The organism is Sphingobacterium arenae (assembly GCF_014692505.1).
Taxonomy (GTDB): domain Bacteria; phylum Bacteroidota; class Bacteroidia; order Sphingobacteriales; family Sphingobacteriaceae; genus Sphingobacterium; species Sphingobacterium arenae.
On sequence record NZ_JACNYK010000002.1, the window covers coordinates 613,345 to 628,345 of the forward strand.

The following is a 15,001-nucleotide window of genomic DNA, read 5'->3' on the forward strand; positions in this document are numbered from 1 at the left end:
TGCTGACATAGACTACGTTAGCGTTAAACCCATCTTTTTCAAGCATTAATCTCCTTCATTCCTATAATTTTAGCTATGGTATGAGGAATATCAAACACGCTCCCCAATTTTAACTCAACCATGTTACTAACAAATATTGGATCCCGAAAAATATCGAGCACATCCCCTTCGAATATGTAATGCGGCTTTGCCAATTCAAGCGCGTGGTCTCTAAATTTCTCAAATTGCTTATATGTGGCAAACCTGACAGAATAAGATTCATTTTTCAATTTTGAGAAGCTAATTTTCCATTTCTGTTGAAACTCAACTAGTATCCTCCTCACCTCGTCTTCTTTTTCTAAAGAATAAATATCCAATAATTCGTCGTCGTCATCATTAGTTTCATAATACTCTGTCCGATACCAGTCAATAAAAATATGCTCTTCAAATATAAATTCAAATTTTCCGCCTAAAACATCGAGACCATGTAATAGGGCTTTATTATTTTCATGAACTCCGTACTTCAAGGCTGATACAATCCAGATAATAGGTGCGCTTTTGAGGTTTCGTCTAGCACCCTCCTCAACATTTTCTATTCGACCCAGTATCTCCTTACAATGATAATCTGTACAAGATGAAAAAAACTTCAAAATTTGACCAGACAGATCTAATAAGGCATAACCGTTCTTCTTCAAATCGTATTTTTCTAAAACATTTGCCAGTTGTCTATAAAGTGATTTATCTTCCTCATTTTGAAGTAAGTCAAGTGTTGTAGACCAACTATCCGCCCTGTAAATATTACTCTCGTACTCAAATTTTGATTTACACAATTGCAATATTTGTTCTTGCACATAAAGGTTGTATAAAAAATCACTTACAGTATAACCGATCTTCATATGCCAGTTATGATTATACCTATCAATCTCTTTGCTAGAATAGGTGCTAAACAGATACTTTCCAAATAAAATGTCTTCACTAGCTCTTTTGTAGATATTTCGTAATACAGACCTTCCCAATTTTTGAGGGGGACCTAATAGTTCTAGATCATACTTAATATTGGCAAGATTCTGTTTCAGTCGTTGATGAATAAATTTTATTTGTGCCTGTACGCTATCAATTGATATTCGATCCCCGGGTTGCTGTCGTATCATATTTTCGACGAGATTATCGAGCTCAAAGAATAGTGGGTAACTATCAGCTATTAAGTTAAAGTGGGATCCTGCAGGATTTTTTTTTGTAAAACACTCATTAATTATTAATCCTAATGCATAGATATCAGCGGCATTGTCAACGTTCAAAGTATTATTTTTCAACTTCTGCTCTGGTGCCATGTAATTACGGTTTGCAAGCCAGTCACTCTTCTTAGTTATATCATATTGCTTAAAATGAGCTATTCCAAAATCTGCCAGCACCAATTCGTTCTCCTCTATTAGAATATTCTCGGGTTTAATGTCTCTGTGTTTTACTCCTTTCTTATGAATAAACTCTATCGCGTTACAAATTTTAAAAATGTATTTAATTAGCTTATCGGCATCCTTTTCTGTATCTATTACATCTCTTAATGTTTTTGAGTAATATGGCATTACATAACAAGGTACATCGTTATTATGGCCGGTTGCTATCACTTTTACAATATTCCTATGCGTAGTATTTTTGCAAAAGACTACCTCATTCTTAAAACGAGCGATTTTGCTTTTTTTTGTCGAATCAATAAACTTTATAGCGTATATATTTCCGTTGGCTTCTACCCGCCATACTTTACCGGAACCGCCAATACCTTTTTGTTCTTTCAGTAAGTAATCGATACCATCTAAATTTATAGTCTCGTTTTTTCTGTACATTATTTCCCACTTTGTATAACTTCACATCCCTATAGTTATCAATCCAGCCTGTTTAGTAACAATAGTTGATCCTTCAATTTAAGTAGTCGCCCTACTAAATGCTTGATCCGATTATGAAATACCGAGATCTCTTGCTGATATTTCAAATACGACAGTACGAAGGAGTCCATCACATGCGTATATAAAATAAAATCTTCTTTAACGACGACATCAAATATTTCCAGCTCCATTATTTTATCTACATTGCACTTTAGCAGGTAAAAATTGTTTATATTACTAGTATACTCGTTAATCAAAGAATAAAACTCTGCTAGTTCTTCCTCTTTTACTTTTCTACTTTGTTGGTCGTCTTTTTGATGGTCGAGTATTTTTTGTTCTAAGTATGAAGTAATTTTTTGATAACGCTCCATCAATAATGTATCGTATTCACTAATGAAAGAATTTATTTTAATGACTTCTTCAGAAATTATTTTATACGTATCTCTAATACCAGAAATTCCAGCAAGTGCGTAGTATAAGTTTGATAGATCATCTTCGTCAAACTCATCTGGAAAAAAAACAGAATGATATCTCAATTTATCGATAGATTCCAGAACATCTAACTCTGGAAACAAATAAAGCATATTGACTGGCTTAATCCCTTTCTCAATATTATAGCCCGCAACAAACGATTCCAAAAATTTTGCACTCTCCTCGGTGACTTTATCTGAAACAATTTTTGCATTTCGAAGAATAACCTCTTTTAACTTAGCATCATCTCGATCTTTTTTAAGTTTCTCAGCTTTGGTAGTTCGTAGAAACGCCTGTTTGGATAAAAAAACAGAGGAACCTATAGTCGTGATTGTGATAAATGCTGGCCATACAAATTCTTTAAAATTATCTCGATCGACAAACCAATCATAAAGCATAAAAACGGAAGAACCATCCATGGTTAATATTTTTTTAGTAAGAATTATAGTAGAAATGCTCAGAATTAATCATGTATATTGCTACTCTATATTTAATTTTTTACGTAACAATCTTTAAGGTAATCGCACAAAAGCAAACTGGCACTTGTATCCTGCAAATTCTAAACTCTTATTAGCTATGTTATAAAAAGTTACCTTACTGAAAAAAGGAATATCTAGCTTTTTGCTATTTTTAGCTACTAACGATACAAACAAAATAGCAAAGGACGATGGCACTAATGGTTTAAGCTTAGCCGCATCACGATATTTGTCATTTTGTAAATGTTCAATAAATTGGTCCAACAACTTCTCATCTTGTCTCAATGCAATACCACTAAAATTTCCTTGTTGGAAAAGATGGCTTAGGCTAGGTGAAGATTTCCCCATCTTAACATGAATAAAGGTATTCGTTGTTGAGTCATATACATCACACGCCTCATTTTGATCTTTACCTATATATTTAATTGCAGCATCAGGGTGTCCTAAGTCAAAAAGATAACGCCCTTTTAAAGCATCACATATCTCCTTATTGTATTCTGACTCCATAATCTTACTTTTTGTTGGCGTAGGTAATAGTGTACTACCGTCAATGACACGATTTTGAAAGTAACTGTTTATCAATCTATAAAAGTTCGGAGAGACTTCATACCAGCTGCCTTCCGATAGAATATACCTATTCTCCTTGAAGTCAGTCTCCCACGAGAGTGCTCTTTCCAAAGGCCAACTTCTTCCCCTCTCATCTTCTTTTATTTCGTGAATTTTAAATCCGGACAAAGTGTCTATCGCAATTTTTTTTCGTTCGTCGCCTATACTTTTCTTCCAATCATGTATAGAAGGCATTTCGAATACAGACTTTTTATCTACCCTTGTTCGATCTCCGGTGGTGAAAGCAAAACCTTTAATAAGAGTATCTTCTCCAAAATAAATAGGGGGAATAACGTATACCTCATTCAATTTTCCATTTTTTAGTTCTTTCACAAGCAACTTACTCAAGTCCTCTTCCAGTTTTTTATCTCTAACTAAAGATATGTTGTCTATCCACGGATATTCATTTTTGTAGGTTTTCTGTTGATAGAGCTCATATATTTTATGAATGTACTGCTTCAGTGCTATCAATGATCCAATCGGGTTGAATGTCCGCAAGCTGTCACGTCCTTCAAAGGCCTGCCCTACTTCCATTTTTTTAGGCACCTTACCAACAATTCCTCTTAGAATTTCTTTTTCTTTATTAATTTCAAAATCCTCTGGTGTCGTACCTACCACCGCCAATCTCTTGGTTTTTTGTGATTTCAGCTCCGGTTTAGTTGTATCTAGCTGCCTAATTTCACTCTTAGGAATAGCGTTAATCGCGGTCTTTAGTCCAAAATTATATTCTATCTTACTTAGATCCATTAGATGAACTCCCATACCGAAAGGTATCGCAAAATGTCGATTTTCGACTTTTATTACAACAACAGCATATGAGGAAGAATTACGAAATGGATTAGAGCCTAATTGAAAATTACCTATTATAAAATCCGCCCAATTTGGGCTATTGCTCCCGCTACTTTTGTAATAGAGAGTACACCCGTCTTCTTCTTTATGTTTAAGTCGCTGTTTAAATAGCTTTTTAGGATCTGTTACGTCTTCTTTTAAAAGATAGATGGTTGGTTTTATAGTGCCCATAACGAGTTAGTTTAGTAAGATACAAGATAAACAATTATAAAATACAATGCAATAAAACTACTGAGTAGGCAAAGTTAACAACCTGTATTGTGAGATTTTACGGAAAGCCGTAAATGCATTTTGCAATTACAGTCTCGTATAATATATCTATTCTCCTCATTTTTGCGGAATAGCATCTGCCGGATTAAATTCCACAATGAGTTTCCGCATACGGCCTTTGTCGCTAAAATGGCGACCGAGGTTTATGGTTTTATCAAAGAAATCATTTTTCCCATTATCGTCTGTATAATGAAATACCTTTACAGACTTACAATTTTCATGATCAAAAACTTCTTTGAACATGGTGCGATCAGAAAGACCACAAGAATGTCCGACAACAAGTACTTGAAATTGCCCCTCATTTAAAAATCTTATTAGATTTCGATAATTGGGAGTCTTCATGTAGAAATAAGATTTGATATGTGCAAATAGATCGTTATTCCGTTGCGCCTCAAATTGCGAATAATCACTATCATGCTAGTTGACATCAGTTTTCCCTGATTCTTTAATTAGTTCATGTATTATCAGTCGATTTAGCTTCATAATTATGCTAAGTTTGTTAATAATTTAAGTAGGTTCTTATACATAAAGGTAGTAACTTTCCTTTTTAATCGATAAAATGCCAAGATAGTCTTCATCGAAGCTATCTTGGCAATTCGCTCCTTCTAACTCGTATGACACTCCCGGCTGCAATAATAGCAGCCATTTATTTCTCTGTAAGGGAACTTTCTCTTAGCTTCTGTCACAGCAGTACGACAGCCATAAAACTCTCCTAAGTAAGTATAATCTTCCGTTGGAAAATATGAGCAACCTAACCTGTGTACCTCATAATCGCCGTTTGATTGCATATTGTTATTAATATAATACTTCTCCATTTTTATATCTCCCTTCTAATACCTTTAAACTTACCACCGGATGTCTTGACATCCATAAACTGTCCTGTTTGCGTATCACGCTTAGTCCATAATCCAGTCTTTGGATTTTCTGATTGCGTACGTCCGCCGACGTATCCATGACGGCGGCTGTCGCCTGTCTTTCCATTTCCTGCCATTGCATTTTAGCTTTAGAAATTGTACACCTTGCCTCCACGATCATCTAGAGGGAAGTTCCGTGATCCAGAAAACAGGTCAACAGGTCGCACCTCAAGCGATTGCTTTAGCCATTAATAAAATCTACATGATGTGTTTTTTCATACAGGACATGGGACACATTCAATACCCCAAGGTACGCTAGAAAGAGAAAGTATTTTTACGGGTTTCCGTAATATTTGTTTGGTTATGCGAAACAAATTGCTTTATTTCGCGTTCAATTTAGAAGATCAATACTTTCATTCTGCCTTTCTAGGTACGGATGATATAAGTTTAAGAGGGCTAAGTGCTGGTAACACTTAGCTCTTATTTTTTATATCAGCCTCCTCTTTTTTCTACTCCTTCTTTATCACCATATTTAAAACTAACTATTTTATCAAAAATACTAAATATATTATCGGCCCTACAACGGAACTTTTCCACATTTACGTTTTTAGCCTTAACTCTTTAAAGAAAGCAATAAGCTTATGTACAGACGTATATGGCTGCTGTTCTAATACAGGCGTTCCTGCGTTTCTATTCTCTCTTCTCTCTGCACGATCAATGGCTTGGTCTACATATCCTCCAAGCTGTTCGAAATGATTCAGCTTTGTTTTATGGTAGATGGGCCAAAGTTTTTTCAGATATCTCAAACACTCCTCGCCATCCCTAAATGCTTTACCGCAATCTTCAAAATGAAGGATAAACCAATATTCTAAACTAATGGCGGTAAATGCCAATTGAAATCCATGCTTTTCCACTTGCTCAAATACATTTTGTAAATGAGGTGAGTTATCATGGTCAAAAAATAACCAGACATCTTCATAAGGCGCTTTCTCTTTTTTGGCTTGCTTTACGCGCACTTTCGCCTCTGCAACAAGATTCATGGGATCATTCTTCTTGTGGCGAACGACATCGACCGTAACCGTGTGCTGCAATTCACGCGGCAAAAAAGCTGTACGCAAAGTCTTTGCATATACCTCCTCAGTAATACCTTCGCAAAGAATCAATACCCGTCTATGTGATACAGCTCGCCTTTTCATTTAATCTTCTTGCATTTCGACTAAAAAGTTCTCATCCTGTATCACCGGAGTTGCTCCTAAGCGCCCGGCCATGTACCATTTATCCAGCGGGGTATCTGCTCGTACTCCCTCGATATCGGAACAACGGAACATCGTGGAAGCACCACACTCATCTTTTTCTACAAACCATACCTGATCCCTTCTGAACGTATCGTGTGATAGCTGACTCACATCGTGCGTAGCAAATATCAGTTGAGCCTGGTTGCGATTGACATCCGGACGGTGAAAAAGGCGTATCAAAAACGTCGTAATATCGGGGTGTAGGTTCTTCTCTAACTCATCTACAACCAATACATGCCCTTCTTCGAGTGCTTCGATGATAATACCGCCTAACGCAAATAGGTTTTTGGTGCCCGCAGACTCATCTCGTACATCGAATGCTCTTTGCCCAACTACTTCTCCCTTTTTAAAGACCTTATGATAGGTCTTGATATCATACTTATATTTATCTAGAAGTTTCCCTTTTACATCGGAAGGAATACTATCCGGAAAATGGAACATATCTGGGTTCGTCTCTTCTGCTGAGACCTCTGATATCCCCGTATCCAATGCACATATTAAAGCATTAAATTTTCGGGAAAAGCTAGAACTGCTATCCTCTGCTAACCGACGTGCATATAAACGTTTCAAATCTTCTTCTGCCAGTCCATCTAAAATAGGATAAACGCGTAGCTTGCTATCAAAAAAGCGATAGGCGTCCAAAAGTAGCTCTACGTTATTCTCCACTGCTTTGGATAAAAACAATTGGTTGGGAAGCGTCATCCGTTCGATGGTTTTCTTTCCACCTCGGTAGGTATCCCCAAATTTCATGTCCTTTCTCTTTTCGCGCGTGAAAAGCAAGGATTTATAGTTTCCGTTGAATATGTTCAGTTCTTCGAATTCTATTCCTTTTTTCGTGTAGGAAACCAAGTATTCGTAGTGGTTGTCATTAGAGATAAAGTCAATTTCAAAGCGAACTGGCCGATCTTGATTATCTTCATCTAATAAAAAGGGCTCATAGGGTTTTAGATCCTTATCCGGTTTAAGATCTGCCGAATGTAGAACGAGATATTCTAATGCTCTGAACGCTTTCAGAAATCCGCTTTTGCCAGATGCATTCGCTCCATATATCACCGAAGTAGCCAACAGCTTCTTCTCCCCTGCTTCGAAATAATTTCCAGTATGCCCCTTCAAAGCGGATTTGGTCATATCGAGTTCGATACGATCGCGCATTGACCTGAAGTTTTCTACTGTAAATTTTAATAACATAAATTTCCTCTTTAATTAGCACAAAGATAGATACAAAATATATATAAACCTATTTTTTACGGAAAATATGTTTTTTTTAACACTATACACCAATAGAAATCAATATGGATGGGAGATTAGCTATCAATATAGTTTGTGTTACACAAATATATTATCAACATAGCGCGTAGGAGTCGGAGAACTGTGAAACAAAATCGTAATAAAGGAATTTAAGAGAATATTTATAACCTAATCTACGGAACACATTTATTTAAACAACTGATAATGAACCTTTAGATTCCAACTCATTCAGTTCGGAGCTTGTGTAGGCCCGCAGGATCTACTTTTCGAAGTTGCAAGAAAAGTTCACCAATTTTATTGAAGATATCTTCTAAGTCTATCTTCTGGTCGAGAGGTATGAATTCATCTTTAAATTTGTCAGGGTTCTCATGAATCCCCTTCACATTTTTTGATTTAGAATGAACGAAGTTGTTTCGCCAGCGGATTAATTCTTTTAGGGTTTCCATACTGTGATGCCCCACATCCAAACCAGCCCCAAATAACATTCTTGGAATCACAACCCATTTACTGAATGTATCAAGTTTATCCAGATATTTTTGGGCATAGTTATCTCCCAAGAGGGAAGCTGCCAAATCCCAAATATATGCTTCACAGTACATTGCGAGAAAAACTACCGATTTGATCATCTCACACGTCAGAGCGTCTTCACCCTCCATTATTTCGTCGTGTCTATACATGATAATGCTTCTATTCCATCCTTCTCCTACAATCTCATAACCAGCAGCAATATCGTCTTCAAGCTGTTTCTTAAGAATTTTCACTTCTCTTTTACTCGCCAATGCAATATCTAGAAAATGGGAATGCACTGATATTCGAGCATAGTGCCTAACATTCGACACGTTATCCATATATTCTTTTTTATCCATAAATTTGCTTGATTAAATTGAATATGAAATCATAGTTTATTTTTAAAACTAATTTTAGTGAAAATTCTCATATTTAGCATAGGCTCATTTCTACCTCCTAAAATTAATTCAATACATCTTCTAGCGCATTTGTTGCTTTCCGTCTGATAGCTGGCAATGCTAACATTCTATCAAATATATCTAACGCTCGCCTCCTCTCGCATCTATATTTTAATTGTCCTTGATGTAATTTAGAGTATATAGCTAGAATTAATGTCAATGGTTCATCGTCTAGGTAAGCTCTTTTCGAAATATCCACATTTTCTGGAATGATCATTTGATCTAACATATTCAGACATTCTAATGGATATTGGCCAGCACATTCAGTTAGATATAATAATAAATATCGTGGGTCACGCGTGAAATGTTCCGAAGCGATGTACTTTTTTATAAAAGCAGATAAGTCTTGAAAATACTTCACTTCGAATTTTCTTAACACAATAGAAGAAATTTGCCCGGATATTTGCTCATATTCGAAAGCCAAACAACGATTGACGACATCTAAAGCACGTTTATTGATACCGTCTTCATTGATTAAAAATGCCTCCGCCACAGTTAATGCACATTTAGCCGCTTCCTCGCCAAGTAACAGAAAATTATCGTAAATCGAATAATCATTAATTGATTCCAATAACCAACTGTTAACAAAAAAATAGCTTTTCTCATATAATTCAGGATATTTCAAAATTTCATCAAAATAGAACTGCATCTGACTATGGTAGCTGTTATTGAAATATTGCGCTGTATCAATTGAATGTTCAAGAATTATTTTTCGCTGGTAACTTATTAATGTTTTAAATATCCCAAAAGACCTTTCAATATTCCATCTATTTAGATAACCAAGATGAGACATAATCCCACATAAAATTGTATTAGAAGAATTGTTAATAGGATCGACTAGATGTTCGATCATAGAAAAGATCTCTCCCTCATATTCAGGATAGCTGGTGAGAAAAAATAGGTTATAACATGCAGCTCCCCGAACTGTATTGATAAAATCACTCATAGGGTGATCCGGATTTAAAACATCTGATTCGGTGGACTGAGTCTTAATCGAAGAAATAAGAAAATCGAATATATGCTCACTAAAAATTTTATTCTCCAATAAATAATCTAAGTTCCATATTGTATATTGTCGGTATTCAGGTTTCAGATCTAGCTCGATAAATCGGTGGATTAAATTCGAGACCTTTTCTGGATCGAATTTGCATTTAATCAAACCCGAAATTCCGTATGAGATATAAGCTTGAGATACATTTTCAGAAAACAACTGTTCAATTAAAGGATAGAAAAGAGTTGGACTTTTAGAAACCCTATTCTCAAAAACTCTTGCATGCTCTACTAAGCCACCTCTTAAAAATTCTTTGGATTGAAAATTTTCGTCGATAGCCTTCATACTAACAAGCCAACCCTTGTTGTTTAGTTTATTATAATTTAAATTTGGTAATGGAGGTCCAACGGCACCTCCACGCGAGGAACTTCTATCCAATGATTTATTATGATCCAAATAGCCAAATCTTCTTTCCAACATCTTAAATTCCAACCACAAATTCTGATCTCTTTTCAATATTTGCTGAGGAAGAGCTTTAATAAATAGATATTTCTTTTTTCCAATTCTGAGACTATATTTTTTTTTATCATTTTCTGTACCGATATAAATCTCGTAGGGATGGGAAATTTTGTTTATTATACCAACTACCAATGCATATTGTTCATCATTTAGCGAGGACACAGTATTTGCAATAAGTTTTCTTAAAGTAAGTTGAAAAAAATCGTCTGGCCCTATAAACCCATTTTTAGATTCTATTGTAACTAATAATTCAACAATTTCGTTAGTTGGTCGGTCAATTCGATCTTTTAAAATCTTAGCTATAGTAGTAAGTATTGGAACATAATTACTGGCTTTATGAGTATCGAAAAAAGTCTGGAAACTTACTGATTCGCAATCCGTATAAAACTTGATCAAATAATAATCCAGCGATTTTTCATCAGCGGCATCTACATACCTATATCGACTATCGTAAACATGCGAATTTAATAAGGGTGTCGTAATTTTAGGATAAGTTTGGAAATAATTGTATTTAGTCGATTCTAGCATTTCAAGTTGTACACTCAGAAGAAATTCACACGTACCCTTAGAATCTATGTTATACAAAACATCGATTAACTTATCATATCTATGATCAAATGTAATTCTTTCCTTTTTATCCCTCTCTTGCAATACTACGGGTCTGAGTTTTTTAAAAACAAATTCTATATTCGATCTGGCTATCTTTTTTAAAGTGGTAAAATACCATAGTTCGGTATCTTGGCTATACAGATAATAATTTTCAAAATATCTAAGGAGCTCGCTATCCCAATTTTCAATACTGGGAATTAATCCCCTCATCATTTGAGCTTTACTAGGGAAAGCGCTTCTTTCTATAAATTCTAGTACCGCGTTCGGGTTATGATTTATATTTTTAGTGAGTAGGTTATAAATTTCTACTTCTTCACCAGCTACCAAGTCATTTTCCAATAAAAGATCTAGCCATCCTTTTGAATCAACAACTTCCATAAAAAGTGAAGAAAAACTTGGCAGTACATCATCAACCAATAATATTTGCTCTTTCTTAGATGGTATTTGAACTCCTCCAAGTTGTGCAATAAACAAGTATTTGATATGAAATCGAATTCTGTCATCTGCAAGAATTTCCTGATAAAGGTTTATGTATTTTTGATGTTTAGCCTCTCGCAGGTATTCGATAACGGTTTTTACGAGAGAGCGAATATAGAGGCTTTGATCTTCCTCAAGAATATATTTGATTAAATTCCTGTCGGACGAAACAAACCACCGAGCAAGGTGGTATTCGTAGAATGATTGATGAAAGAAAGATAATTTACTTGAGTTTCTAACTAAAATATTATGAGATAATAAGTACTCAACCTCCTTTACATATTCAGTTAACTGAGCCTCAGAGATCAAATTTGGGGTAATTTCATACATCTGTTGTACAATAAGATCCAAGCAGTCCTTTATTTGAAAGTTTTTATCTGAGAGTACTTGCCTCCAAAGTTCGTCATATATCTTTGATATGGTTATAGTACCATCCTTCTGTATAAGTTGGTTAACGTCGGGAATTTTAGTAAATAATTCAAAGTTGTAAGGAACAATAAGAAGGCTTGTTAAACGTTTGCTTACATTTTGTATTTTTAAGGTCTTCAAGACAGAATGCACCTCTTCTTTAGACAGATGGTCTACTTCAATTTTCTTTATGTGACTGCTATCATTGTATCGTTTTAAGTCTGCATCAAATTGCAGATCGTAAGAGCGCGATGATATTATAATACGTACATCTTTTAAAGACAATAATTCATCAACAAATCGAATATAAGTGGAAAGATAGGCTCTATCTGACGATAAGGTCTGGGATAATGCGTCCAATTGGTCTAGCAAGATGATACAACGTTTTCCGGAGGTCTCAATACCTTTTACTAATTCAGGAAGAGTGGATATTGCCTGAAACAGCAGTTTATATAAATCACGTATGTTTTTATCGTAATACTGATCGCATTTTATTCCAAGAACCAAAGTACTCTCAGAATCTTTTAAGATTGAATAGAGATCCTTTAGAATTGTGGATTTCCCTATTCCCTTTTTTCCTTTTACAATGAGTATCTTTTCTTCAGGGCTTTCTCCTGGCAAATCACTCCTAACCCATTCTACAATTTTATTTGTCTCCTTTCTTACAAGATGGGTTGCTTTCTTATCTGAAAAGTAATTCTTTAGATTAGCTAGATGTGTTGAAGCTGATAAAAATTCCGACTCGACATCAACTTTCGGATGAATTAATAAATTGTATATCTCAGCTATTTTTTTCCTAATATCTTCATCAAAAACTGTATCATAAAGATTATATTCTTTTAAAGAATCGATTAAATCTGCTCCGTCATGTAATTCGATGTAACCATCTCCATGTATCTCTTCGTTTCTGTTTTTCCATCCAGCCCACCATTTTTGTTCATCTATACCTAGTTTTGTGGGTACACATAGCATCCATTTTGAACAGTCGTATTCATTGGAGTTAATGACAGTTTTAAACGAGTCTCTTATCTGCTTTTTTTGAGACTCCCCGATTCCATTTACAAAGAATTTGCATTGGATGATTGTTATAGGTTCAATTCCCAACTCGCCAATAAAGATATCTACACCACCATCACCAACAACGACCTTTATCCCTTTTACATGATTATTTGGATACTTTTTTTTGAATAAAGATTCACAGATATCCTCAAATTTTGTACGGGCTCCCGCTTCAGTATATCTCTTGACCAACCACAGCCATTCTTCGTTCATAATATAGTCAGTTAATTAAAATATCTATCATCTCCTCACCCTACTCCTAAAATACCGTTCGGTCTCCTTATCCATAAAATACACATAGCAAGCTTTCATGCCACGACCGAGAAGAACACGATAGGTATTCTTCACCAACTGCACAAAATTTTCGCTTCCTTTAACCTGTCCATCGTGCGAATTTGCAGGGAATCCCTCCCATTCACCGGTATCCGGGTTATATTTAAGATCGTTACCAAATATGACACCGGCATAATCAAACTCAAACCCCTGTGCGGTATACACACAGCCTACCTGATCGATACCTGCCTCGTCATAGGCCCAGTATTGTGATTTGGGAATACCACGGCGCATACCTTGGGTATTCTCGTCCGCATTCCAAGGCCGTATATAATCGTCCACGACGACATCTTTGTGCAATTCCCCATCGGCATCGGCTTCCTTGGTCCAGGGCCAGCAGAAACCTGCCATCACCCGGCCGGTATACCCTTCTGCAACTTTATCGCGGATGGCCTGCTCCAATGCATGCGGACTGTCCATGATACGGAACTCGAAGGCATCTTCCTGCCGCCACTCCGTTGTGGCTGTCTGCCGGATATGCAGGGTATGATCGATCCACTCGCTGTATTTCTCGGATCCACCATTGCGAAACTGAGATTCCAGGTTGTATTCGTAAACGGTACAGCCCATCTTTTCGGCCTGCGCACGGATAAAACTCGATGAGCCGATTTCGCCTTTTCGCACGGCTTGATAATCGTCGATAAAGAAAACGCATATGCGGCCCGCGTGGAGGAGGTCTTCTACTTGCAGCCGGCCCGTTGATTTGGCATAGCGTACCTGCGTTTTCTCGCGAATACGATGTGCCTCGTCCATCAACAGGACATCAACTGAGTTTGGCTTTACATCACCGTAAGATAAGAAGTACTTCAGGAGGCTCGTGGAATCCTTGCCCAATATCTTACGCAGCGTCTCGGTAAATGATCTAGAGCCGGTGGCATAGTGCGCATTGATATCCAGAGCGGTTAGATCGGCCAGCAGCTGTAGCCCTACGACGGATTTCCCGGTGCCTGCTCCTCCTTTGACGATGATGGCGTATTTATCTTTTGGCTTGGCTTTTTGAGCCAGCGACATGACCGTATCGTACACAATAAGCTGTTCATCCAGCAGGATATAGTCTCCTTTAGCCTTTGCCCTGCCAAATAGTTGCAGCTCGCCGTTAAGTTTTTGCTTGATGACATTGGACACCTGTTTGAGCAATTTCTTGGACGGCCGGAGTTTGCTATGCTCTACTTCGTCGAGGATGCTCATCCCCTCGCCTGCTCCAACGCGGTTGTATATAAAGGCGGTAAGTTCGTCACGGTCGTCTGCTCCATATACGGGAAACCGCTCTACCGCATCTTGAAAGCGGGTATCGAGCAATATCTGATCGCTGGAGATGCTGTAATTGTGCAGGTAGCTACAGGCGGACAATTGAATGGGTTTCGTTTCTTGATAGAAGGCGCTGTTGTTCTCTTTGAGGTAGTAGAGATAGTTGCCGACCTGCACGCTGGGGTGAAGGACCTGACGGTTGCCTCCGCCTACCCAGGTCAGTACGTAATCGCTGTCGTAATCGGTAAAGTTGCACTTTTCCCACTGCTTGAGCTCAATGATCACGGCCTGTTTCTGCTGCTGCTCGTCATGCCCATAGATAACCACATCGATCCGTTTGGCGCTAAGGGGGAGTTTATACTCCACCATAACGCCCTGTTCGTTCAGGTTCTGGCGTTCGAGTATATCGGACAGGCGGAACAGCGAGTTGCGCCAGGACATGACTTCGTTTTGGGAGGGATTGT

10 protein-coding genes are annotated in these 15,001 nt (G+C 37.0%); all 10 read right to left on the reverse strand.

Going from position 1 to position 15,001, the window contains the following annotated elements:
• Positions 1-38: 38 nt before the first annotated feature.
• Positions 39-1,820 (reverse strand): serine/threonine-protein kinase, encoded by a 1,782-nt coding sequence (locus H8B17_RS08750; protein WP_190308817.1) that lies wholly within the window; start codon positions 1,818-1,820, stop codon positions 39-41.
• 38 nt (positions 1,821-1,858) lie between these two features.
• Positions 1,859-2,749 (reverse strand): hypothetical protein, encoded by an 891-nt coding sequence (locus tag H8B17_RS08755; protein ID WP_190308818.1) that lies wholly within the window; start codon positions 2,747-2,749, stop codon positions 1,859-1,861.
• Positions 2,750-2,842: 93 nt separating this feature from the next.
• Complete coding sequence (locus H8B17_RS08760; protein WP_190308819.1) at positions 2,843-4,432, reverse strand: DUF6119 family protein; 1,590 nt, start codon at positions 4,430-4,432, stop codon at positions 2,843-2,845.
• Positions 4,433-4,588: 156 nt separating this feature from the next.
• Positions 4,589-4,873 carry a hypothetical protein gene (locus H8B17_RS08765; protein ID WP_190309460.1) on the reverse strand — a complete coding sequence of 95 codons (285 nt, stop codon included), beginning with the start codon at positions 4,871-4,873 and terminating at the stop codon, positions 4,589-4,591.
• 475 nt (positions 4,874-5,348) lie between these two features.
• Positions 5,349-5,522, reverse strand: coding sequence for a hypothetical protein (locus H8B17_RS08770; RefSeq protein ID WP_190308820.1), 174 nt, complete (start codon positions 5,520-5,522; stop codon positions 5,349-5,351).
• A gap of 462 nt (positions 5,523-5,984) precedes the next feature.
• A complete protein-coding gene (locus tag H8B17_RS08775; protein WP_190308821.1) occupies positions 5,985-6,581 on the reverse strand; it encodes an RloB family protein in 597 nt (198 codons plus the stop codon).
• Entirely contained in the window at positions 6,582-7,868 is a 1,287-nt protein-coding gene (locus H8B17_RS08780) for an AAA family ATPase (protein ID WP_223816446.1), read from the reverse strand.
• Positions 7,869-8,152: 284 nt separating this feature from the next.
• On the reverse strand, positions 8,153-8,794 hold the full coding sequence (locus tag H8B17_RS08785) for a hypothetical protein (protein ID WP_190308823.1): 642 nt from the start codon (positions 8,792-8,794) through the stop codon (positions 8,153-8,155).
• A 103-nt stretch (positions 8,795-8,897) separates the two neighbouring features.
• On the reverse strand, positions 8,898-13,169 hold the full coding sequence (locus H8B17_RS08790; RefSeq protein ID WP_190308824.1) for an NACHT domain-containing protein: 4,272 nt from the start codon (positions 13,167-13,169) through the stop codon (positions 8,898-8,900).
• 27 nt (positions 13,170-13,196) lie between these two features.
• Positions 13,197-14,906: a DUF2075 domain-containing protein gene (locus H8B17_RS08795; RefSeq protein ID WP_190308825.1), complete on the reverse strand. Its 1,710-nt coding sequence runs from the start codon at positions 14,904-14,906 to the stop codon at positions 13,197-13,199.
• Positions 14,907-15,001 lie beyond the last annotated feature (95 nt).

Bases quoted from the DNA above. Each gene is read 5' to 3' on its own strand.
- H8B17_RS08765 (WP_190309460.1), bottom strand. From the start codon at position 4,873: ATGAAGACTCCCAATTATCGAAATCTAATAAGATTTTTAAATGAGGGG.
- H8B17_RS08750 (WP_190308817.1), bottom strand. From the start codon at position 1,820: ATGTACAGAAAAAACGAGACTATAAATTTAGATGGTATCGATTACTTA.
- H8B17_RS08775 (WP_190308821.1), bottom strand. From the start codon at position 6,581: ATGAAAAGGCGAGCTGTATCACATAGACGGGTATTGATTCTTTGCGAA.
- H8B17_RS08780 (WP_223816446.1), bottom strand. From the start codon at position 7,868: ATGTTATTAAAATTTACAGTAGAAAACTTCAGGTCAATGCGCGATCGT.
- H8B17_RS08755 (WP_190308818.1), bottom strand. From the start codon at position 2,749: ATGGATGGTTCTTCCGTTTTTATGCTTTATGATTGGTTTGTCGATCGA.
- H8B17_RS08790 (WP_190308824.1), bottom strand. From the start codon at position 13,169: ATGAACGAAGAATGGCTGTGGTTGGTCAAGAGATATACTGAAGCGGGA.
- H8B17_RS08785 (WP_190308823.1), bottom strand. From the start codon at position 8,794: ATGGATAAAAAAGAATATATGGATAACGTGTCGAATGTTAGGCACTAT.
- H8B17_RS08770 (WP_190308820.1), bottom strand. From the start codon at position 5,522: ATGGCAGGAAATGGAAAGACAGGCGACAGCCGCCGTCATGGATACGTC.
- H8B17_RS08760 (WP_190308819.1), bottom strand. From the start codon at position 4,432: ATGGGCACTATAAAACCAACCATCTATCTTTTAAAAGAAGACGTAACA.
- H8B17_RS08795 (WP_190308825.1), bottom strand. From the start codon at position 14,906: ATGGTGGAGTATAAACTCCCCCTTAGCGCCAAACGGATCGATGTGGTT.